The sequence below is a fragment of the Streptomyces sp. NPDC005878 genome (assembly GCF_040629815.1).
In the GTDB taxonomy this organism is placed as follows: domain Bacteria; phylum Actinomycetota; class Actinomycetes; order Streptomycetales; family Streptomycetaceae; genus Streptomyces.
In genome coordinates this window covers 193,693-215,125 of sequence record NZ_JBEXWK010000001.1, presented here as the reverse complement: position 1 = coordinate 215,125, position 21,433 = coordinate 193,693, and the positions used below count along the sequence as shown (strand labels likewise).

Genomic DNA, 21,433 nt, shown 5'->3' with positions numbered 1-21,433 from the left:
GAGGATGCCGGGGACGAGCCGGTGCGGAAGAACGACGAAGCGAGGGCAGCATGTTCAGTGGCGCGCACGCCATCTTCTACAGCACGGACGCCGACGCCGACCGGGCCTTCATCCGGGACGTGCTCGGCTTCCCCGGAGTGGACGCGGGCCAGGGCTGGCTCATCTTCCGGCTCCCGCCCGCCGAGCTGGCCGTCCACCCCACCACGGACGAGCCCCGGCACGAGCTGTATCTGATGTGCGACGACATCAACGCCCAGGTGCAGGACTTCCTCGCCAAGGGCGTCGCGATCACGCGCCCCGTCACCGACCAGCCGTGGGGGAGGATCGCGGCGGTCCGGCTGCCCAGCGGGGCCGAGCTCGCCTTCTACGAACCCCGCCACCCGGTCGCCCACAGCCTCTGAGACGTCACCCACCGCCTCCGGGACGCGGAGGACGGCGCCGGGTCCGGGACGCGTACGGCGTCGGTCACGGCCCCGGCCTTTCCCCCCCCAGCGGGGCCGCCCACGCCGCGTGGTGCCCGCCCACGCGGGCGGCCGGGGGCGGCCGGACGCCCGCGCCGCAGGCTGGGCCGGGGGGGAGACAACGACGCCGACCCGGCCGTCCGTCCGGGCCCCGGCCCCTGCGAGGTGCCCCCGCGGCGCCCGGATGGCGTCGTGCGCCCCGGGCGCCTCCCTCGGCGCAGAAATCTCAGCCGGACGAGGGGTCCCGGATTCATACGATGCCCTTACCCTTGGGCGGGTAGCCTCGGTAAAGAGAAGCCAAAGAGGTGCGTGAGGCCACAGTCGTCCTCACGCACCACAGCGAAAGGCACGGCTTATGGCCCTCACCTTTGCGCACAGGGTCAGCGCTCGGCGTGCGTCCCTGCAGGATGTGAACGCGATAGTCCGCCTGCTCTCCGGCGACCACGGGCTGCCGCCCGAGACCGCCGCTCTCGTCTCGGCATCACAGGCCCAACTCCGGCTCATCCTCGCGCACTTCGGTCTGGAGACCGGCAAGGTGTGGGTCGCCGAGTCGGGGTCGGGAGCGCCCGAGGCGGCCGCGGTGTGGATCCCGCCGGGTGTCTCCATCGACGAGGAAGAACACAGAGCGCTGCTGCGGCTGCACGGACTGCGGCCGACCCTGATGCCCGCGCGCGACCACGAGGGACGGATACCGGGCGAGGAGGACCACTGGCTGCTCGCGGCCGTGGGCCTCTCCCCGGCCGCCCACCCGGCGGCCCTGGAGGCCGTCCTGGACCCGGTCCTGCGCATCGTGGACGGCGCGTCCCTGCCGGCCTACGCCACGGCCCCGGCGTCCTTCCAGGCCGAGCTGCTCGCGCCCTTCGGGTTCGAGCCGTGCGCCTCGGGTGCGGCGCGTCCGGAGCCCCGGCTGCGCCGCCCGCCGAAGGCCGCCGCCTACGACGGCTGAGCGGCCCGCAGTCCGATCCCGTACCGGTACGAAGACCTCTGGCCCGGCCCGCGTCATGCGGGCCGGGCCAGAGGTCTTCACGGTCGGAGTGCGCGCGCCGCGGGCGCGGCCGTCACTGCAGTCCGGCGGACTTGCACGCGGCCTTGTACTTGGCCGTGCAGATCTCGTCGATCGTGTAGAGGCCGTCGCTGACGACGGTGGAGCGGATGTTCTCCTTGATCACGGCGACGACCGGGACGAGCGCGGTGGGGATGTCGCTCTTGGTCGGGCTGTTGGTCTTGGAGTTGGCGATGGAGATGAGGCTCTGCTTCTTGGCCAGTGCGACCGCCATCTGCGCGGCGATCGGGCTCTCCTCCGCGTACGACTTGTAAACGCTCATGTACTGCTCGCCCGCCACGATGCGCTGGACTCCCGCGAGCTCGGTGTCCTGGCCGGTGATGGGCGGCAGCTTGGAGACACCCGCGGCCTTGAGGGCGCTGATGACACCGCCGGCCATGCCGTCGTTGGCGGAGTAGACGCCGATGATCCTGTCCTTGCCCAGCGCGGCGATCGCGCTGCGCATGTTCGCGGCGGCGTTCTCCGGCTTCCACTCCTTGGTGTCGTACTCCTTGCCGATGTTCACCTTGCCGTCCAGCTCGGCGTGCGCACCCTTCTTGAACTGGGCGGCGTTCGGGTCGGTGCGGGCACCGTTCATCATCACGATCTGGCCGTCCTTGGCCTTCGTGCCCAGGGTGTCCAGCAGTGCCCTGGCCTGCACATGGCCGACGTCCTCGTTGTCGAACGACACATAGGCGTCCACCGGGCCCTCGGCGAGCCGGTCGAAGGCCACCACGGGGATGCCCGCGTCCTTGGCCCGCTGCACCGCGCCACCGATGGCCTTGGAGTCCACCGCGTCGATGATGAGCGCGTCGACCTTCTTGGCGATCATGGCGTCGACCTGCTGGTTCTGCCGGGCCGCGTCCTGCTCCGCGTTCGCGTAGACGACCTGGCCCTTGCCGCTGGTCAGCTCGCCGACCATCTTCTCGATCAGCGGCTTGTCGGACTTCTCGTAGCGAGCAGCCTGCTTCTCCGGCAGCAGCAGACCTATCTTGAGGTCCTTCTTCTTGGAGGCCTCGCCGGACCCACCGGACTTGCTCCCGCCGCCGCATGCGGCGAGGGTGACGGCCATCGCGATGACACCCGCTGTCATCGCTCCACGGCCGGTACGCGTGCTCACTGAAAAACAACCTCCCTGACATGGCCGCATAAATTTCGGCCGAGGTGGCTGGAAGCCAACCGTGCCTGGGGGATGCCGTCAAGAAGTTAGCCCTTAACGAGATGACAACGGAATTTTCGGATACGGGCCGGACGGGCTTAATCTGCCCCGCAATCCGGGGTGAAACGGTCTTTCCGGAGCGTTTCGCTTGTCCCGATAATTCCTGATGGTTCGTCAATTTGACGGGCGATCGAATGACACTCTCGCAGCTCAGCGGGGCTTTAGTCATGACGGGGCTTCAGGTGGTCTAGTCCGGCGCCTATGCCTTCAGGAAATGTGCCCTCCTGCCACAATGCGAGGATTATTCGTTCATGTATTGAACGAAAGGCGTCTCTTCCGAAATTGGTCTACACCTTGGCGGAACCTCTTCTTTCATCCCGTGACTTAAGTGGTGAGGTAACAGCTTGTCAAGCCCCTGGCCCAGACCGGACGTTCGAGGTCTGAACCCTTGACGTGTTCATGAGGGAGTCCTAACTTCACGCCTTGAAGAAAGGGTGAGGCCATGACCATTCCCGCAACCCCCACTCCGCCCGACCGTCGGAGCGCGCGTGGCAGAGCAGCCTCACTGGTGGCCGTAGGGGCGCTCGCCGCCTCCTTGACCACCGGTGCTTTCACCGCCCCCCGAGCCGAAGCCGCGACCCTGCCCACCGGCTGGGTCACCGTGTCCGCCCAGCACAGCGGCAAGTGCGTGGACGCGGCGGCGGCCGGTACCGCCGACGGCACGGCCGTCCAGCAGTACGCCTGCAACACCACCGCCGCACAGCAGTGGCGGTTCCAGGCCACCGGCGACGGCTATGTCCGGGTGGACAGTCGCAACGACCCCGCCAAGTCCTGGGACGTCACCGACGTCTCCACCGCCGACGGGGCGCCGGTCCAGCTCTGGACGTACGGCGGCGGGGGCAACCAGCAGTGGAAGCCCGTCGAGGAGGCGGGTGGCAGATACCACTTCGTCAACCGCAACAGCGGCAAGTGCCTCGACGTCCCGGGCGCCTCGACCGCCGACGGGGCGCGGGTGCAGCAGTACGCGTGCAACGGCAGCACGGCCCAGTCGTTCCAGGTCAGCGCCGTCGACAGCCAGCCGCCGAGCGGGGGCGACCCCGACCTCGGACCCTATGTGTCCGTCTTCGACCCGTCGATGTCCCCGGCCACCGTCCAGAGCAGGCTCAACCAGGTCTTCAGCCAACAGGAGTCCAACCAGTTCGGGGCCCAGCGCTACGCCCTGCTCTTCAAGCCGGGCAGCTACACGGTGGACGCCAACGTCGGCTTCTACACCCAGGTGGCCGGGCTCGGCCTCACCCCGGACGCGGTGACCATCAACGGCGCCGTGCACGCCGAGGCCGACTGGTTCCAGGGCAACGCCACCCAGAATTTCTGGCGCTCCGCCGAGAACCTGTCGGTCACCCCCACCGGCGGCAGCGACCGCTGGGCCGTATCGCAGGCCGCCCCGTACCGCCGTATGCATGTGCGCGGCAACCTCCAGCTGGACGACGGCGGCTGGTCCAGCGGCGGGTTCATGGCCGACTCCAGGATCGACGGACAGGTCCGGTCCGGTTCGCAGCAGCAGTGGCTCTCGCGCAACAGCCAGTGGGGCAGCTGGAACGGCTCGAACTGGAACATGGTCTTCGTCGGTGACACCAACGCCCCGGCCAACACCTTCCCGAACCCGCCCTACACCACGGTCGCGCAGAGCCCGGTGACCCGGGAGAAGCCGTTCCTGTACGTGGACGCGGCCGGCGCGTACAAGGTGTTCGTGCCCGCGCTGCGCACCGCGACCCAGGGCACGACCTGGGCCGGCGGCACCCCCGCGGGCACCTCGCTCCCGATCGGCCAGTTCTTCGTCGTCAAGCCCGGTGCCACCGCGACGGACATCAACGGAGCGCTGGCGCAGGGCAAGAACCTGCTGTTCACGCCCGGGGTCTACCACCTGAACCAGACCATCGAGGTGAACCGCCCGGACACCGTCGTCCTCGGCCTGGGCCTGGCCACCCTGATACCCGACAACGGCATCACCGCCATGAACGTCGCCGACGTCGACGGCGTCAAGGTCGCCGGACTGCTCATCGACGCCGGACCCGCCAACTCCGCGCTCCTGATGCGGGTGGGCGCCCCGGGCGCGACCGCCCGGCACACCGCCGACCCGACCTCGCTGCACGACGTCTTCTTCCGCGTCGGCGGCGCGGGCGTCGGCCGGGCCACCCAGAGCCTGGTGATCAACAGCTCGGACGTGATCGGCGACCACATGTGGCTGTGGCGCGCCGACCACGGCGACGGCGTCGGCTGGACCAGCAACACGGCCGCGAACGGACTGGTCGTCAACGGCACCGCCGTGACGATGTACGGCCTGTTCGTCGAGCACTACCAGCAGCACCAGGTGATCTGGAACGGCGACGGCGGCCGTACGTACTTCTTCCAGAACGAGATGCCCTACGACCCGCCGGACCAGCCCGCGTGGATGAACGGCCCGACCCGCGGCTACGACGCCTACAAGGTCGCGAGCTCGGTGACCAGCCATGAGGCGTGGGGCCTGGGCAGCTACTGCTACTTCAACGCCAACCCCTCGGTGGTGGCCGAGCGGGCCTTCGAGGCGCCGAACACCGCCGGCGTCCGCTTCCACGACATGGTGACGGTCTCGCTGGGCGGTACGGGAACGATCAACCACGTCATCAACAACAACGGAGGCACCGCCAACTCCGCCGGCAACGTGGTGAACCTGGTCTCGGGCCCCTGACCGGGAGCCGGGGCGGTCCCGGCAACCACGGCGCGCCGCCCGTGAATTGTCCGAAATCCGGGCAACCGGGCGGCGACGTGCGCTCCGGCGCGGCGCCTCGGGTCGGATGACCACGGACCCACCGTAATCACCGCGATCGCGCGACCCCCACGGGCTACGCTCGTGGGGTGACCGGGGGAATTGAAGCGATCTTTTTCGTGCCCTGTCGGCCCAGGCGCCGGCCGCCGCGACCGTGCCGGACCTCGGGCGGGCGCTCTCGGACGAGCTGGCGCGGATCGTGCCGCACGACGGCTACCTGCTGGCCGGACTCGACCCGCTGAACAGACCCGGCTGTCTCTTCACCGAGGAACACGACTACAGCGAGGCCGCCTCGCGCCGGACGGCACTCGACGGCTCCGCGGCCGAGCGGCCGGCCACGGAGCGGTCCGGGACGTCCCGGCGGGGCGGCGCCACCGCGTACGTCTGCGCGACGTGAGCGTCCCCCACGGGTCCTGCGCCGAGATGCGCATCGGGCTCACCCACGCGCGGGTGGCCTGGGGCGGCCTGATCCTCGTACGGGAGAGGGACGACCGGCCCTTCTCGGCCGCCGAGGCGGCGCACGCGCAGACGCTCGCCGAACCGCTCGCCGCCGTGCTGAAGCGGTTCGTGGCCAGTGCCCCGCTGCGGCCGTCGCGCCACAGCCTCCCGCCCGGCGTCGCGGTCGTCGGCGCCGACGACAAGGTCGCCTCGGCCACGCCCTCGGCGTACGAGTGGATGCGGCTGCTCGGCCCCGTCGCCGACCCGGTGGGGGAGCGCGATCCGACCGCGACCGTCTGGAACATCGCCCACCTCGCGCGCCGCGCGGGCGGACAGGCGCTCAGCCGTGTCCCCACCCGCGACGGCCGGATCGCCCTCCACGGCCAGCTGCTGACCGGCCTCGCCTGAGAGGCCGGCCCCGGCGGGCGCCGGACCGGTCCCCGCGGGTCAGGTCGCCTCCCCGCGCCGCTCGACGCGGTAGCCGAAGGGCAGGGTCCCGGGGTCGAGCGCCGTCGCCCCGCCGTCGATGGTGAGCGTCGCGCCGTTGACGAACGACGCGGCCGGGGAGAGCAGCCACGCGATGGCCTCGGCGACCTCCCGCGGCTCGCCCGGACGCTGGGCGGGCAGCAGCCGCGTGGCCGTCTCGTACGCCTCGTCGACGTCCGCGAGGCCCGCCTCCTCCGCGAACCGCGCCATGCGCCGGTCGGCCATCTCGGTACGCACCCAGCTCGGGCACACGGTGTTGGCCCGCAGCCCTCGCGCCCCGTAGTCGACGGCCAGGGAGCGGCAGAGCTGGAGCAGGGCGGCCTTCGACGTGGCGTAGGCGGCGTTGCCCATCCCGTTGCGCAGCGCGGACACCGAGGCGACCGCGACGACGGAGCCGCGGGCCTCGACCAGTTGCGGCAGCGCGGCGCGCAGCAGCAGGAACGGGCCGGTGAGGTTGGTGCGCATCACCAGCTCCCAGTCCTCCACGGAGGTGTCACCGACGGCTCCGCTGCGCCCGGTCCCGGCGTTGAGGACCAGACCGTCGAGCCGCCCGTACGCCGCGAGGGCCGCGTCCACCAGGCCCTGGACGGCCTCGGGGTCGCCGATGTCGCAGGGGTGGGCCAGGGCGCCGGTCTCCTCGGCGACCTTGTGCAGCGGCTCGGGCCGGCGCCCGGCCACGACCACGCGGTGTCCGGCGTCGGCCAGCAGCCGGGCGGTGGCGGCGCCGATCCCGGTCCCGCCTCCGGTGACGATGACAACCTGTCGCTCAGCCATGCCCGTTCAGCCTCCGTGGTCGTGTGCGGTCGCGCCGGGCCGGTACCCCGATCGCCGGATCGGCGCCCCGCCCGGATCTCCGAAACGATCATAGGCAGACGGCATGGGCGTACCGCCGCCCGGAATCCGGCCATCCGCGCTCACCGCCCACCGGGGGCTGGCCGACGGCGCCGCCGGGCCGCGGTCGCGCCGCTCAGACGCGGAACTCCGGGGGGAAGCCGGTCCAGCGCAGCTCCGGGGGCAGATGGCCCATGTCGTTGAAGAAGACGACGGAGGCGGGGCGGTCGGTCGCGTAACGGATCACGGTCAGCGCCGCGTTGGCGTGGTTGAGGCCCTGCCAGCGCCAGTCCGGGGCGTCGAGGGCGGCGCGGACGAGCCAGCCGATGAGGAAGTTGTGGGTGACCACCAGTTCGTGGCGCGGTCCGTCCCCCTCGGCGGGCCGCGCGAACCGCTCCAGCGCGGCGGGCGCCAGCTCCCGCCCCCGCTCGCGCATCTCCGCCGGGTAGTGCGCGAGCCGGTCGAGCATCCCCTCGGCCCACCGCGGCGGCAGTTCGTCCGCGCGCGGTACGTAGGGGATGTAGTCGCCGGCGAGCTCCGACGGTTCCAGGGGGACGCCGTCGAGTTCGCCGTGGATCAGGCGCGCGGTCTGCTCCGCGCGCGCGAGCGGACTGTGCAGCACCACGGAGAGCGGGCTGCCCCTGAGCCGCCGGCCGAGCAGGACGGCCTGGCGGCGCCCGTTCTCCGTCAGTCCGCTCTCGTCGGGCAGGGCCTCGCCGTGGCGGGCGAGGTAGAGGTAGCGGTCAGCCGGTGCGGCCATGGGGGACGTCCTCCGTGCGACAGGCGGTGATCAGCCGGACGCCGGGGAGGACGCCGGGGTCCGGCCACGCGGTTCCCCCGGCGCGGTCCGCCCTCCTGCTGCCACCCGCCACCCCCGTGGGCGGGTGGCAGCAGGAGGGCGGACCGGCCCCCGCCGGGCCGTCCGCACCACCGCCCGACTGGCCGTAGACCAGAGGCATATGCGCCCGGCCTCGGGTGATGGCCGATATTCGGCCAGGGGTTCGTCCATTCCTGGCCTTCACTGCCTGTGCCATCCCAGACTGCTGCCGAGGCCGACCGCTGGTCTTGTAAGAAGGCGCACTGCCTTGCCGGATTCCGGTCGGCGGAACACGCGCATGGTGAGGAGAGGGTTGCAGGTGGAGGCCAAAGCATCCTTGATTACCGAAGACCGAGGGGAGAGTGTGGAACGAGCGGCGCCCGACTGGTTGCGGGGCCAGGTGGTCAAGTACCGGGGCCGGCGCACACCGGGGGGCATGCCCGCGCGCCTGACCCTGCCCGCCGCCACGGTGACGCTGATCGTCGGCTGGGGGGACCCGCTGCACCTGTTCGACGCCGCCGACCGCGGATCGGGCGGGTCGTGGTACTCGCTGGTCGGGGGTCTGCGGACCTCACCCGTCCTCGGTGGCTACCGGGGCTCGGGGCAGGCCGTCGAAGTGGATTTCACTCCGCTGGGCGCCTATATGTGCCTGGGCATATCCATGCACCACCTGGCCAACGAGACCGTCCACCCCGACGAACTGCTGGGCAGGAGATGGACGGAGCGGCTGACCGAACGGCTGGCCGCGGCGCCCGACTGGGAGGCGCGCTGGGCGCTCCTCGACGACGCCCTGGCGGGCCTGCTGGCCGACGGACCCGTGCCGTCACCCGTGGTCGCCGAGGCGTGGAGCAGGCTGAGCGCCCGCCACGGCGGGATGACACTGGGTGAACTGGCCGGGGCCACCGGCCGCGGAGGGCGCCGACTCCAGGTGCTCTTCCGGGAGCAGATCGGTCTGCCGTTGCAGTCGGTCGCCCGGATCCTGCGGTTCCAGCGGGCGCTGACGCTCCCGTACGGCTCGCACAAGTCGCTCGCCGAACTCGCGGCGGCGTGCGGCTACTACGACCAGGCGCATCTGAACCGCGACTTCAAGGCGCTGGCGGGTCTGACGCCCGCGCAGCTGTGCGGACTCGCCAACCAGGCACCGCTGGACGGCACGGCGGTCGTCGAAGGGAGCCGCACCAGCGTCTTCAACCGCTGATCCCCGTCCACGACGACCGAGGGGTGCCGCCCGGCCGGGCGGCACCCCTCACACGTATCTCCGCCGCCTACGACCGCTGCGACAGGCCGTCGACGAACTCCTTCCAGGTGGCGACCGTGTCCGCCGCGGGCGCCGTGATCGGCGGGACCGCGCCGAAGTCCGAGTACTCCTCCACGAGCAGCCCGGGCCCCTCTTGGCCCTGCCCCGCCTCACGGGACTTGAGGACCAGCCCGTCCTTGCCGACCCACAGGTCGATGACGACCGACTTCATGCCCTGCTGCCGGGAGGCGGCGACATAGTCGTCGCGGACCCGCCGGTCGATGGCGGGCCCGGTGTACGCGGCCAGCTCGTCCATGACGACCGTGCCCCGGTAGTGGTCGGCCGCCCGCCCGCCGACCCGCTCCTCCCCGACGCGCCGGGTGGACGGGGACGCGGCGAGCGCGCCCGCGAACTCCGGGACGTATCCGGCCGCCCGCGGCCCGCCGGAGCCCTTGTCCCCGCCCGCGTCGGCGGTGTCGGCGGTGTCGGCGGTGTCGGCGGTGTCGGCGGTGTCGTCCATCGTGTACCAGCTCTTGCCGGGCACGTCGTCGGTGTGCAGGTACGTCTGCCCGCCGACCGAGATCATCTGGGTGAAGCCGCTCGGGTTCGCCTTGGAGGGCGTGTTCCACGCCTTGATGGTGCTCGCGGACGGCGACTTCCGGAACATCATCTCGGAGCGGCCCGCGCCCGGCTCCCCGCTCTGGAGCGTCTTGTACGAGCTCTGCTCGCCCGTCTTCCTGGCCGCGGCCATCAACGCGGCGCGGACGTCGGCCCGTCCGCCGCTCCCCGCGTCCGGCCCTTTGCCCGGCGCGCCCTCGCCCTCGCCCCGCTCCGGTTCGGGCGCGCCCGAACCGCCGCCCGCGGCCTCGTGTTCGGACTCGCCGCTTCCGCACCCCGCCAGCATCACCGCCAGCGCCGCTCCCGCGGTCGCCAGCGCGATGCCCCTGCCCCGAACCCGCACCGGTCGTCTTCCTTCCCCGTGGTGAAAAATCCTTGTGATCCTAGCCTTTTGCGCAGGTGGGAGGGGCCGCGATGGTGCGGCGGCGGCGGGACCGATGAGTTTCGGGGCGGCCGGCAGTCTACTTTCCGACGGCCCAGTACCTACTTGTGAAGGCGGACCGATGAGCGAGCTGCACGACATCCTCGGCAAGCACGTGGGCGACGGCCGTGCGCCGGGGGCCGTGGCCCTGGTGGCGCGGGGAGACCGGGTGGAGGTGGCGGCCGTCGGCTCCACCGACGCCGGGGGCGGCACCCCGATGGCCCGGGACTCGATCTTCCGTATCGCCTCGCTGACCAAGCCGATCATGGCGGCGGCGGTGATGACGCTGGTCGACGAGGGCCGGATCGCGCTGGACTCCCCGGTGGCGCGGTGGCTTCCGGAGCTGGCGTCCCCGAAGGTGGTGCGCACCCCCGAGAGCCCCCTCGACGACGTGGTCCCGGCCGCCCGCCCCATCACGGTGGAGGACCTGCTCACCTTCCGCGCGGGCTACGGCTTCCCGGGCGACTTCTCCCTCCCGGCGGTCGCGCCGCTCTTCACCGAACTGCTGCAGGGCCCCCCGCAGCCGCAGGCGGTGGCGGCCCCGGACGCGTGGATGGCGGCGCTCGGCCGTATCCCCCTGCTGTGCCAGCCGGGCGAGGCCTGGCTGTACAACGCGTGCTCGGACATCCAGGGCGTCCTGGCCGCCCGGGTCAGCGGGCTCCCCCTCGCCGACTTCCTGGCCGAGCGGATCTTCGAACCCCTGGGCATGACCGACACCGGGTTCGCGGTCCCGGCCGCCGACCTGGGCCGCTTCACCGGGTACTACCGGGCCGGGAGCGCCGACCGCGGCGGGCTCGAACTGGTCGACCCCCAGGACGGCCAGTGGAGCGCCCCGCCCGCCTTCCCGTCCGGGGCGGGCGGCCTCGTCTCGACCGTCGACGACGTGTACGCCTTCGCCCGGATGCTGCTCGGCGAGGGGACGCTGGACGGCCGCCGCGTCCTGTCGCCCGCCGCCGTACGGCAGATGACGGCCGATCACCTCACCCCGGCCCAGCGCGCGGGGAGCAGGCTGTTCCTGCTCGGCCAGGGCTGGGGCTTCGGCGGCTCGGTCGACGTCGAGCCGCAGGAGCCGTGGAACGTGCCGGGCCGGTACGGCTGGATCGGCGGCACCGGCACGGCCTCGCACATCGTCCCCTCCACCGGCACGGCCACGATCCTGCTCACCCAGCTGGAGCTGACCGGCCCCAGCCCGCTCCCCGACGCGATGAACGACTTCTGGCGGTACGCGGCGAACGGCTGACGCCCTTACCGGACTTGCCCGGCGGGCGCCTGCGCGCCGGGACCGTTTCGGACGAGGCGGTCCCGCGCCGCGCGCCCTGCGGTACGGTCGAAGCATGTCCAAGTCGGTGACGATCCGCGTCGACGAGCATCTGCACGCGCTGCTGAAGGAGCGCGCGGCGGCGGAGGGGTCGACGGTGACCGCGCTCATCACCCAGGCGGCGTACGAGGCGGTGCGCGATCCACGGCTGGAGGGCGCGGCCGAGGTCTTCCGCTCCTTCATCGCCGAACAGGGCGACGCGTTCGACGCGGCCTTCCCGGACGACGCGCCCGGCCGGGGGGACACCTCGGGGCGGGCCGCCTGACGGTGGAGTTCCACATCGACATCCGCTGGCTGCTGGAGCGCCAGACGGAAGTGCTGCCCAAACAGCCCACCGTCCACGACTTCTCCGGCCTGGTGGCCGCCGTCGGCCGCCACCGCGTCAACACCCCCCGGGTGGAGGCGACCGTCGACAACTCCTGGCGCGCCGGGGCCCTGATGCACGCGATCATCCGTCTGCGCCCGCTGCCCGCCCGCAACGCGCTCTTCGGCGCGGCCGTGGTCGTGGCGTACATGAACGCGGCGGGCGAGGGCCTGGATGCCCCGTACGGCGCCCTCATCGATCTCGCCCGTGACATGGACGCGGGTCACACCGACGCGTACGACGCGGCCGACCGGATACGGTCCTGGCGGATCTGACCGTCGCCCGTTTGGCCGGAATGGCACCGTTGCCGCTGGGGAGCGTGGTGCGCCAGCGTGTGGGGGCATGGATCGTGACACCGGCGGCCCCGCCGCGAGCTCCCTCTCCCGTCGCCAACTGCTCGCTGCGGCCGGTGCCGCCGGGGCCGTGACCGCCGTCGGGACGACACCCGCGGCGGCCCGCCGACGCGCGGGGCTCTCCCTGTCGTTCAGCGCGGCCACCAACGGCTCCGCGAGCCTGTCGCCCGCCGGGGACCGGCTGGTCGCGGAGGTCCAGAGCGTGCTGTGGTCGCTGCCCCGGCACGGCGGCGAGGCGGTGCCGCTCACCCCGGCCGGGCTGGAACCGGTGCGGCCCGTCCACGCGCCCGACGGGTCGCTCATCGCCTTCTGCGCCTACCAGGGCGGCGGTTACCACGTGTGGACCATGCGGCCGGACGGCTCGGACCTGCGCCGGCGCACCGACGGTCCGTGGGACGACCGGGGGCCGTCCTGGTCGCCCGACGGGACGCGTATCGCGTTCGCCTCCGAGCGCGCGGGCGACCCGGTGGCCGGCAGCGCGTACCGCGTCCATGTGCTGGACCTGCGCACCGGCCGGCTCACCCGGCTGACCGGGCTCCCCGGCCAGGACGGGCCGCTCCAGGACGGCGCCTGGGAGGACTTCGACCCCACCTGGTCGCCGGACGGGACACGCGTCCTGTTCGTGCGCGCCAAGGTCGTCACGACCGCGCTAGGGCTCGGGGTGGAGGCGCGGACCGTCGCCGCCGTCGCGGCGGAGGGGACCGGGTCCGTCGGCGTCGTGCACACGGAGACCGCGGCCGCGCAGGTCATGTGCCCCGCGCTCGCGCCCGACGGCCGCCGGCTCGCGTATCTGCGCACCACGGCCGCGCCGAACGGCTCCTGCGTGCTCGTCGTCGACGGTGAAGCGGTGGCCGTCGCCGGGGACATCGCGCCCGTGCCGCCGCGCTGGACGGCGGCGGGCGAGCTGCTCCTGACCGTCGACGGACACTTCACCCTCGTACGGCCGGAACGGCCCGGTGCCGCGGAGCCGATCCCGTTCGAGGGTGTGCTGCCCGTGGAGCGGCCGCGGTACCGGGTCAAGGAGTACGACCTCGGCGAGGGCCGGGTGCGGCCGGTGCGGGGCATCCATCTGCCCGCGCTCTCGCCCGACGGGCGGCACATCGCGTTCGCCGCCCTCAACACGCTGTGGCTGGCGGACACCTCGGGCAGCCGCCCGCCCCGGCGGCTGCGGGCGTCGGCGCCCACGCGCTATCTGCTCGGCCCGGTCTGGACCCGCGACGGAACGGCGCTGCTCTACACCGACGACCGCGACGGGCTCCTCGGCGTCCACCGCCGGGAGCTGGCCACCGGCGAGGAGACCGCGCTGGCGACCGGCGGCCGGGTGCACCCGGCGCTCTCGCCCGACGGCACACGGCTCGCCTGTTTCGACATGACCGGCCGCCTCCTCCTGCGCGACCTCGCCTCCGGCGCCGAACGCGTCCTGGCCACGCCCCTGGGCGGCGGCGGTCTGCCCGGCCGCCCCAGCTGGTCGCCCGACGGACGCCATCTCGCGTTCTGCGACCGCAACCGCCTCAACGCGCGCTTCAGGGAGGGCTACAACCTCATCCGGGTCGTCGACACCGCGACCGGCACCGCCCGGCTGCACGCGGTGGCGCCGCACGCGTCCCTCTCCGACCGGTACGACTCGGGGCCCGTCTGGTCACCGGACGGGCGCTGGATGGCGGTGATCGTCGAGTCCGCCCTCTGTCTGCTGCCCGTCGCCCCCGACGGCGCCCCGCAGGGCCCGCCGCGCACCCTCACCGACGAGCCCGCCGACCACCCCTCCTGGTCGGGGGACTCCAGGACGCTGCTGTACCTCTCCGGCGCGCGCCTGCGGCTCATCGGCGTCGAGGGCGGGCCCGCGCGGACCGTGCGGGTACCGCTGGAGGCGCGCAGGCCCACGCCCGCCGACACCGTGGTGCACGCGGGCCGGCTGTGGGACGGCACGGGCAAGAGGGTCCGGGACGACGTCGACATCGTCGTACGGGGCGGGCGCGTCGCCTCCGTCGAGCCGCACCGGGCCGGCCGGGGCGCGCTGCGGCGGGTCGACGCCTCGGGGCGTACGGTCGTGCCCGGACTGTGGGACACGCACACCCACCCCTGGCAGAGCACCTACGGCGGCCGTCAGACGGTGGGCCAGCTCACCTACGGGATCACCACCGCCGTCTCGCTCGGCGGCTTCGCGTACGAACAGGCCAGGATCCGCGAGGCGGTCGCCGCCGGGCAGCTCGCCGGGCCCCGGTTGCTGACCACGGGGGAGTTGCTCGACGGCTCCCGGGTGGCGTACAGCATGGGGCGCGCCCATCGCACCCGGGACGGGCTGCGGCGGACGCTGGAGCGGGCCGCCGCACTCGACTGGGACTTCGTCAAGACCTATGTCCGGGCGCCGGGCTGGGTGATGGAGGAGGCGGCGCGGTTCGCCCACGAGCGCATCGGAGTGCGCTGTGGAAGTCATCTGCTCTCACCCGGTGTCCAGGTCGGCCAGGACCTGACGACCCATCTCCAGGCGACCCAGCGCGCCGAGTCCGGGCACGCCACCACCGCGTCGGGGCACGCGTACGAGGACGTGGTGGAGATCTACTCGGCGCGCGGGGTGAACTTCGCGCTCATCGCCACCCCGTTCACCTCCGCGCCACTCATCGGCGCCGATCCCGCTCTCGCGGCGGATCCCCGGGTCACCGTGGTCATGCCGCCGTGGGACTCCGCGGCGGTACGGCAGTCGGCGGGTATGCCGCCGACCGAGGCCCAGCTCGCCACCCTGCGCACCGAGACGGACGTCTACCGCAGGGTGCTCGCGGCGGGCGGTCTGGTCGCGCTCGGCACGGACGCGCCGATCGTGCCCGTGGGCCTCTCGCTCCACCTGGGGCTGCGCGCGCTGCACCGGGGCGGGCTCTCCCCGGCGGCGGCCCTGCGCACCGCGACCGTGTTCCCGGCCCGCCTCTTCGGGTTGGAGCGGCATCTCGGGACCGTGGAGCGGGGGAAGATCGCCGATCTGACGGTGGTGGACGGCGACCCGTTCGAGGACTTCGACGCGCTGGTGCGGACCGTCTCGGTGCTGCGGGGCGGAGTGCCGTACGAGACCGAGGAGCTGGTGGCCGCCTTCGAGCCGCCGGACTTCGAGCCGCCGGAGCGGCACGCGGACGCCGACGAGGTGTGGCTGTCGGTGGGGCGGCTGATGCGGCGCGGCGGATGCTGCGACATGGAGGCGGCGCCGCTGCCGGGGTGAGCGCGCCCGGCGGTCAGCGGCTCGCGGCGACCGCCGCCACGACGGCGTGGGTCAGGCGCGTGACATAGGCGTCGTCGGTGGGGCCGCCCGCCGCGAGCACGCGGAAGTACAGCGGCGCGCCGAACAGGTCGGTGGCCAGGGCCGTGTCGATGCCGGGCGGCAGCTCGCCCCGGAGCGCCGCGCGGTCGAGGAGGGTGGCGACGGCCGCGCGGCGCGGCCCGAGGACGGCCAGGTGCAGCGCCTCGTGGAGCGAGGCGCTGCGGGCCGACTCGGCCAGCAGGTCGGGGATGATCCGGCCGACCAGCGGGTGCCGCAGCGCGCTCAGGGTCTCGCGGAGGAACCGTTCGACGTCGCCGTGGAGCGACCCCGAGTCGCCGGTCGTCGGGATGTGGGCCGCGGCCGCCTCGGAGACCAGCTCGACGACCATGGCCTCCTTGGACGGCCAGCGCCGGTAGAGCGCGGCCTTGCCGACCCCCGCGCGGCGCGTCACGGCCTCCATGGACATTCGCGCATACCCGGACTCCGCCAGCTCCTCGAACATCGCGCGGCGGATCGTCTCGGTCACGGACTCGCGCAGCACACCCGCGCCCGCGGGCGGGCGGCGCGCGTCGCCGTCGTGGCGCACGTCGTGGTCGGGGAGGGCGGTCATGATCGGAGACTAACACGGAACGGAACGGTTGCGTTCCGTGACGGGCTGGTGTACGTTCACGCCCTACGAGCCGGAACGGTACCGTTCCGTCAGTCCGGCAGGGAGGGCGCGGCCCTCCACCTCCACCAGTGGTCGTCGACCGGCCAGAGGGGCGGGGACATCCGATGCTGTCCGACATCGCCGTCGTCCAGGGGGCGCGCACCCCCGTGGGCCGCTTCAAAGGGGCGCTGCGGTCCGTCCCGGCGCACCGGCTCGGTGCCCTGGTGATCCGGGAGGCGCTGCTGCGCGCGGACGTCGGCCCGCACACCGTCGACGAGGTCGTCCTCGGTTGCGTCGGCCAGGTCGGACCGGACGCGTTCAACGCGCGGCGCGCGGCCCTGGCCGCCGGACTGCCCACCGGGGTCCGCGCGTACAACGTCAACCGGCTGTGCGGCTCGGGCCTCCAGGCCGTCTGGTCCGCGGCCCAGACGCTCGCTCTGGGCGAGGCACAGGTCATGGTGGCCGGCGGCAACGAGTCGATGACCCGTCAGCCGCTGCTCGACTACGGCGAGCGGGCCGCCGACGAACTCCCCGGGGAGCCCCGGATCGACGGGACGTTCTCCCTGGTCACCGACCCCTTCTCGGGCGGGCCGATGGGGCTCACGGGAGAGGCGGTGGCCGCGCGGTTCGCCATCTCCCGGGCGCGCCAGGACAGCTGGGCCGCCGGGAGCCAGCAGCGGGCCGCCGAAGCTCTGGCCGAGGGGCGGTTCACCGCCCAGACCGTCCCCGTACCCACCCCGGACGGCACGGTCGAGCAGGACGAGCACCCGCGCCCCGGCACCACCGAGGAGCGCCTCGCCCGGCTCGACCCCGCGTTCACTCCCGGCGGCACGGTCACCGCGGGGAACTCGGCCGGGATCAACGACGGGGCCGCCGCCGTGGTGCTGACGCGCGTCACGGACCTGCGCGCGGGAACGGTCCCGCTGTGTCTGCTGCGCGATGTGGTGGTCACCGCGCTGGAGCCGGAGATCATGGGCTTCGCGCCGGCCGGTGCCATCAGGAAGCTGCTGCGGCGCGCCGGGCTCGACGTCGGCGACATCGCGGTGGTCGAGCTCAACGAGGCGTTCGCCGCGCAGGTCCTCGCCGTCCTCGACGACCTCAAGCTGGACCCCGAGCGGGTCAACCCCAACGGCGGGGCGATCGCGCTCGGCCATCCGGTCGGCGCGACCGGCACGATCCTCCTCCTCAAGGCCGCCCACGAACTGCGCCGAACCGGCGGCCGGTTCGCCGTCGTCGCGCTGTGCGTCGGCGGCGGCCAGGGCATCGCCGCGCTCGTCGAGAACCCGGAGGCGTGAGATGGGCGAGTACGCCTGGTACCCCGGCCGGGAGCTGACCGAGCACAGCAACGTCGCCCGGTTCTGCCGGGCCCACGGCCTGGACGGCTACCGGGCGTTGCAGGCCCGCTCGGTCGCGGACCCGGAGTGGTACTGGACGGCCGCCGCCCGCGACATCGGCGTCGTCTGGCACGAGGAGCCGCTGTGCGCCCGCGACGGGCGCGGCGGGATCGCCGCCACCCGCTGGTTCCCCGGCGGGCGCACCAACCTCGTCGACTCCTGTCTGGAGCGCCACGTGCGGCGCGGGCGCCCGGACGCCACCGCGCTGCGGTGGGAGCGCGAGGACGGCACACGCGGACGCCTCGGCTACCGCGAGGCGGCGCGCCTGAGCGCCCGGGTCGCGACGGGACTCCGCGGCCTGGGAGTGGGGGAAGGGGACCGGGTGGCTGGGTATCTGCCGCCCGGTCCCGAGGCCTTCCTGCTGCTCTTCGCCTGCGCCCGGATCGGCGCGGTCCTGGTCCCCATGTTCTCCGGCTTCGGCACCGACGCCCTGGCGGTGCGCCTCGCCGACGCCGGGGCCCGGGTGCTGGTCACGGCCGGGGCCACCACCCGGCGCGGGAAACGGTACGAGATGCTGCCGGTCGCCCGCGCCGCGGTGGAGAAGGTCCCGGACGTGGCCCACCTGGTGGTCGTCGACGAGCCGCCCGGCACCGCGCCGACGGCGGCCGTCGCCACCACCGCCTGGCGGGCGCTCACCGAGGCCGAGCCCGCCGAGACGGTTCCGCTGGCGGCCGGCGCGCCCTTCCTGCTGCTGTACACCTCCGGCACCACCGGGCGCCCCAAGGGCGCCGTCCACACCCACGGCGGCTTCCCCGTGCAGGTCGGCTCGGAGGTCCGCTACAACCTCGACGTACGCCCCGACGACGTGGCGTTCTGGGTCACCGACCCCGGGTGGATCATGTTCGCCCTCGTCGTGATCGGCTGCACCCTCGCGGGCGCCTGCGTCCTCGCGTACGAGGGCGCCCTCGACCACCCCGGCCCGGACCGGCTGGAGCGGCTCCTGGAGGAGCATCGGGTCAGCGTCTTCGGCAGCTCGCCCAGTCTCGCGCGCGCCATGATGGCCACCGGCGCCCCGGGGCCCGCCGCGTCCGGGCTGCGCGTCCTCGGCTCCACCGGCGAGGCCTGGACCGAGGACGCCTGGCGCTGGTACTTCGAGGAGGTCGGCGGCGGGCGCTGCCCCGTCATCAACATCAGCGGCGGTACGGAGGTCGGCGGCTCGCTCCTGGCGTCCGCGCCCACCGTCCCCCAGACCCCGTGCGGCTTCACCGGGCCGTGCCTCGGCATCGACGCGGTCATCGAGGACGCCGACGGCGCCGAGGCGGGCGAGGGCGAGCTGGGCGAGCTGGTGGTGCGCCAGTCCTGGCCGGGCATGACCCGGGGCCTGTGGCGCTCGCCCGAGCGGTTCGCCCGCACCTACTTCGGCCGCAGACCCGGCCGGTGGTCCCACGGCGACCTGGTGTCCCGCTCCGACGGGGAGTGGTTCGTGCACGGCCGCCTCGACGACGTGATGAAGGTCGCCGGCAAACGGCTCGGCCCCGCCGAGGTCGAGGAGGCCGCGCTGAAGGACCCCGCCGTGGCCGAGGCGGCGGCGGTCGGGGTGCCGCACCCGGTGAAGGGCGAGGCCCTGTGGTGCTTCGTGGTGCCCGCGTCGGGGACGCTGTCGGCGCCGCAGGCCGAGCGGATCCGGGCGCGGGTGGCCGAGGCGCTCGGACCCGCCTTCCGGCCCAGCCGGGTGGTCGCCCTGCCCGAACTGCCGCGCACCCGCACCGGCAAGGTGATGCGCCGCCTCATCCGCGACTGCGTCACCCAGGACGTCCCCGGCGACCTGTCCACCCTCGCCAACCCGCACAGCCTCCAGGCGCTGCGCGCCGCCCTCCACGAGGCGGCCGACGGCTGACACCGGACCGGCCGCCGCGCCTTCCCGGCGGCCACACCCAAGGGAGTCCCATGCCGACGATCGACATCCTCCTGCCCGGCTTCGCCCTCGACACCGACCAGGGCTACCCCGCCTTCTGCGGCGTCTTCCTCGTCCGGGGCGCCGACGCCACCGGCCACCCCCGCACCGTCCTCGTCGACGCCGCCCACGTCGGGCGGCGCCCCCACCTGTGGGCGGCGCTCGCCGCCCGCGGCCTGACGGCGCGGGACATCGACACCGTGGTGCTCACCCACGCCCACTGGGACCACGTGCAGAACATCGACCTGTTCCCCCGCGCCGAGCTCCTCCTCCACGGCGACGAACGCCGCTACGCCCACGCGCCGCACTCCAACGACTGGGCGACCCCCGCCTGGACCGGACTCCTGCTCGAACAACTGCCGGTCCGGGAGGTGGCGGACGGCGAGGAGATCCTGCCCGGCGTGAGCGTCATCGCCCTGCCCGGCCACTCGCCCGGCAGCATCGGCGTCCTGGTCGACACCGACGCCGGGGTGGCCGCGATCACCGGCGACGCCCTGCACTTCGCGTACGTGGCCACCACCGGCCGCAACCCCCTCGTCTTCTGGGACGCCGACCTCGCGGCTCGCAGCATCGACCGGGTGGTGCGGGAGGCCGACGTCATCTACCCCGGCCACGACCGCCCCTTCCGGCTCACCGCGGACGGCGCCGTCGACTATCAGGAGCCGTTCGCGCTCACCCTCACCGGCCTGAGCCCCGACACCGACGGGCTCGCGTTCGCCGACGGCACCACACGCCCCCTGTGGGTCATGCCCGGCGTGGCCGAGCAGCGCGCGCTGTACGAGAAGAACGCCGAGGAGGCACGGCGGCGCATGGCCGGGGTGCCCCGCGTGGTGCGTCCGCGGTGAGGCGGCCCCTCACACGGGGACCCGTCAGACCGGGGCCCGCCGGGCTTCGTCGAGCAGCCCGGCCAGGGAGCGGTTGAGCTCCTCGAAGAACGGTTCGGGGGCCTCGCGCGGGAAGAAGTGCCCGCCCGGCACCGTCGTGAGCCGGAACTCCCGCGCGTACCGCTCCCAGGCGTACACCGCGCCGGCGTCCACGAGCGCGTCGTCCGCGCCCGCGAAGGCCCGGATGTCCAGCGGCGGCGGCCCCTCCTCGTCCGGGTCCGGCAGCCCCGCCTCCCGGTGGCTGGCGCAGATCCGCAGGTCGTCCCGGACGACGGGGAGCAGCGCGCGCAGCCAGTCGGCGCGGCCCAGGAACTGCGGGTGCAGCCCGCCGACGTCCACCAGCAGCCGGGCGAGGTCCGCGTCCCCGTACAGCTCGGCCGGCGGCAGCGGCGGGGTGAGGTGCGGGGCCGCGTACGCGCCGACGAACAGGGCGAGCGGTGCCCGGCCCCCCGCCCGCATCCGGGCCGCCACCACCGCGAAGGCGATCAGCGCGCCCATGCTGTGCCCGTACACCGCGTACGGCCGGTCCAGCCACGGGGCGAGTTCCCCGGCCAGGGCCCCGGCCGCGGCTCCCGCGTCCTGGAAGCGCGGTTCGCGCAACCGGGACTCGCGGCCGGGCAGCTGCACCGGCACGACGTCCACGCCGTCCACCACCCGGGCCGGCCAGGGGCCGTAGAACGAGGCGCCGCCGCCCGCGTGGTGGAAGCAGAACAGCCGCAGCGCCGCGTCCTCGCGCGGCGCCCGGACCAGGCACCGGGGAACCGTGGCGGGCGCGTTCACGCGCGCACCACCTCGTACATCTGCTGGAAGGTCACGGCCTCCAGGAGACCGGCCACCGGGATGCGGCGGCCGGTGACGCTCTCCACCACGGTGACCAGGCGCAGCAGATGGACCGAGTCCCACTCGGCCACTTCGTCCAGTGGCCGGTCGAGATCCTCGGGGGTGAGGCGGATGCCGAGTTCGTCCTCCAGGAGCGCGCAGAACCCGGCGGCGTCGGCGATGGCGGTGGCGGTCATG

General features: G+C 73.6%; 20 protein-coding genes. 13 read left to right on the top strand and 7 right to left on the bottom strand.

Annotated elements, in window-relative coordinates:
• Positions 1-50 precede the first annotated feature (50 nt).
• A complete protein-coding gene (locus tag ABZ404_RS01020; protein ID WP_358837289.1) occupies positions 51-401 on the top strand; it encodes a VOC family protein in 351 nt (116 codons plus the stop codon).
• A gap of 469 nt (positions 402-870) precedes the next feature.
• On the top strand, positions 871-1,407 hold the full coding sequence (locus ABZ404_RS01015; protein ID WP_358989965.1) for a hypothetical protein: 537 nt from the start codon (positions 871-873) through the stop codon (positions 1,405-1,407).
• Between the two features lie 112 nt (positions 1,408-1,519).
• Here ABZ404_RS01015 and ABZ404_RS01010 read toward each other — a convergent pair whose 3' ends face one another.
• Positions 1,520-2,575, bottom strand: a complete 1,056-nt coding sequence (locus tag ABZ404_RS01010) for a substrate-binding domain-containing protein (protein ID WP_358837404.1) — start codon at positions 2,573-2,575, stop codon at positions 1,520-1,522.
• A 589-nt stretch (positions 2,576-3,164) separates the two neighbouring features.
• Here ABZ404_RS01010 and ABZ404_RS01005 point away from each other — a divergent pair.
• The 3 genes from ABZ404_RS01005 to ABZ404_RS00995 all read left to right on the top strand — a co-directional run bounded on the left by ABZ404_RS01005 (position 3,165) and on the right by ABZ404_RS00995 (position 6,314).
• Positions 3,165-5,390 (top strand): RICIN domain-containing protein, encoded by a 2,226-nt coding sequence (locus tag ABZ404_RS01005; RefSeq protein ID WP_358837402.1) that lies wholly within the window; start codon positions 3,165-3,167, stop codon positions 5,388-5,390.
• Between the two features lie 232 nt (positions 5,391-5,622).
• Positions 5,623-5,865 carry a hypothetical protein gene (locus tag ABZ404_RS01000; protein ID WP_358837403.1) on the top strand — a complete coding sequence of 81 codons (243 nt, stop codon included), beginning with the start codon at positions 5,623-5,625 and terminating at the stop codon, positions 5,863-5,865.
• The gene (locus ABZ404_RS00995; RefSeq protein WP_358989962.1) at positions 5,862-6,314 is read left to right on the top strand and encodes a hypothetical protein; all 453 of its coding nucleotides are present in this window, start codon (positions 5,862-5,864) and stop codon (positions 6,312-6,314) included. The genes ABZ404_RS01000 and ABZ404_RS00995 overlap by 4 nt, the downstream gene beginning before the upstream one ends.
• A 39-nt stretch (positions 6,315-6,353) precedes the next feature.
• On the opposite strand, the gene ABZ404_RS00990 is transcribed toward ABZ404_RS00995, so the two are convergent.
• The gene (locus tag ABZ404_RS00990; protein ID WP_358837907.1) at positions 6,354-7,166 is read right to left on the bottom strand and encodes an SDR family oxidoreductase; all 813 of its coding nucleotides are present in this window, start codon (positions 7,164-7,166) and stop codon (positions 6,354-6,356) included.
• Between the two features lie 193 nt (positions 7,167-7,359).
• Entirely contained in the window at positions 7,360-7,983 is a 624-nt protein-coding gene (locus ABZ404_RS00985) for a histidine phosphatase family protein (RefSeq protein WP_358989959.1), read from the bottom strand.
• 493 nt (positions 7,984-8,476) lie between these two features.
• On the opposite strand from ABZ404_RS00985, the gene ABZ404_RS00980 reads away from it, so the two are divergent.
• Positions 8,477-9,238 carry a helix-turn-helix domain-containing protein gene (locus ABZ404_RS00980; RefSeq protein WP_358835006.1) on the top strand — a complete coding sequence of 254 codons (762 nt, stop codon included), beginning with the start codon at positions 8,477-8,479 and terminating at the stop codon, positions 9,236-9,238.
• A 67-nt stretch (positions 9,239-9,305) separates the two neighbouring features.
• Here the strand turns inward: ABZ404_RS00980 and ABZ404_RS00975 are convergent, their stop codons facing one another.
• Positions 9,306-10,238 carry a hypothetical protein gene (locus ABZ404_RS00975; RefSeq protein WP_358835007.1) on the bottom strand — a complete coding sequence of 311 codons (933 nt, stop codon included), beginning with the start codon at positions 10,236-10,238 and terminating at the stop codon, positions 9,306-9,308.
• A 160-nt stretch (positions 10,239-10,398) separates the two neighbouring features.
• Here ABZ404_RS00975 and ABZ404_RS00970 point away from each other — a divergent pair, with 160 nt between their 5' ends.
• The 4 genes from ABZ404_RS00970 (at position 10,399) to ABZ404_RS00955 (ending at position 15,556) form a co-directional block, all read left to right on the top strand.
• Positions 10,399-11,556 carry a serine hydrolase domain-containing protein gene (locus tag ABZ404_RS00970; RefSeq protein WP_358835008.1) on the top strand — a complete coding sequence of 386 codons (1,158 nt, stop codon included), beginning with the start codon at positions 10,399-10,401 and terminating at the stop codon, positions 11,554-11,556.
• A gap of 94 nt (positions 11,557-11,650) precedes the next feature.
• Positions 11,651-11,899: a hypothetical protein gene (locus ABZ404_RS00965; protein ID WP_358835009.1), complete on the top strand. Its 249-nt coding sequence runs from the start codon at positions 11,651-11,653 to the stop codon at positions 11,897-11,899.
• A gap of 2 nt (positions 11,900-11,901) precedes the next feature.
• Positions 11,902-12,273 (top strand): toxin Doc, encoded by a 372-nt coding sequence (locus tag ABZ404_RS00960; protein ID WP_358835010.1) that lies wholly within the window; start codon positions 11,902-11,904, stop codon positions 12,271-12,273.
• A 67-nt stretch (positions 12,274-12,340) separates the two neighbouring features.
• The gene (locus ABZ404_RS00955; protein WP_358835011.1) at positions 12,341-15,556 is read left to right on the top strand and encodes an amidohydrolase family protein; all 3,216 of its coding nucleotides are present in this window, start codon (positions 12,341-12,343) and stop codon (positions 15,554-15,556) included.
• Positions 15,557-15,569: 13 nt separating this feature from the next.
• On the opposite strand, the gene ABZ404_RS00950 is transcribed toward ABZ404_RS00955, so the two are convergent.
• Positions 15,570-16,205, bottom strand: a complete 636-nt coding sequence (locus ABZ404_RS00950; protein ID WP_358835012.1) for a TetR/AcrR family transcriptional regulator — start codon at positions 16,203-16,205, stop codon at positions 15,570-15,572.
• A gap of 164 nt (positions 16,206-16,369) precedes the next feature.
• On the opposite strand from ABZ404_RS00950, the gene ABZ404_RS00945 reads away from it, so the two are divergent.
• From ABZ404_RS00945 to ABZ404_RS00935, 3 genes are read left to right on the top strand one after another with little or no spacing between them, the layout of a single operon-like run.
• On the top strand, positions 16,370-17,539 hold the full coding sequence (locus ABZ404_RS00945) for a thiolase family protein (RefSeq protein ID WP_358835013.1): 1,170 nt from the start codon (positions 16,370-16,372) through the stop codon (positions 17,537-17,539).
• A 1-nt stretch (position 17,540) separates the two neighbouring features.
• A complete protein-coding gene (locus ABZ404_RS00940; protein ID WP_358835014.1) occupies positions 17,541-19,475 on the top strand; it encodes an AMP-binding protein in 1,935 nt (644 codons plus the stop codon).
• A 50-nt stretch (positions 19,476-19,525) separates the two neighbouring features.
• Positions 19,526-20,377 carry an MBL fold metallo-hydrolase gene (locus tag ABZ404_RS00935; RefSeq protein WP_358835015.1) on the top strand — a complete coding sequence of 284 codons (852 nt, stop codon included), beginning with the start codon at positions 19,526-19,528 and terminating at the stop codon, positions 20,375-20,377.
• A gap of 24 nt (positions 20,378-20,401) precedes the next feature.
• Here the strand turns inward: ABZ404_RS00935 and ABZ404_RS00930 are convergent, their stop codons facing one another.
• Both ABZ404_RS00930 and ABZ404_RS00925 read right to left on the bottom strand, forming a co-directional pair.
• The gene (locus tag ABZ404_RS00930) at positions 20,402-21,196 is read right to left on the bottom strand and encodes a thioesterase domain-containing protein (protein WP_358835016.1); all 795 of its coding nucleotides are present in this window, start codon (positions 21,194-21,196) and stop codon (positions 20,402-20,404) included.
• Positions 21,193-21,432, bottom strand: a complete 240-nt coding sequence (locus ABZ404_RS00925) for an acyl carrier protein (protein WP_358835017.1) — start codon at positions 21,430-21,432, stop codon at positions 21,193-21,195. Before ABZ404_RS00925 ends, ABZ404_RS00930 begins: the two co-directional genes overlap by 4 nt.
• Position 21,433 lies beyond the last annotated feature (1 nt).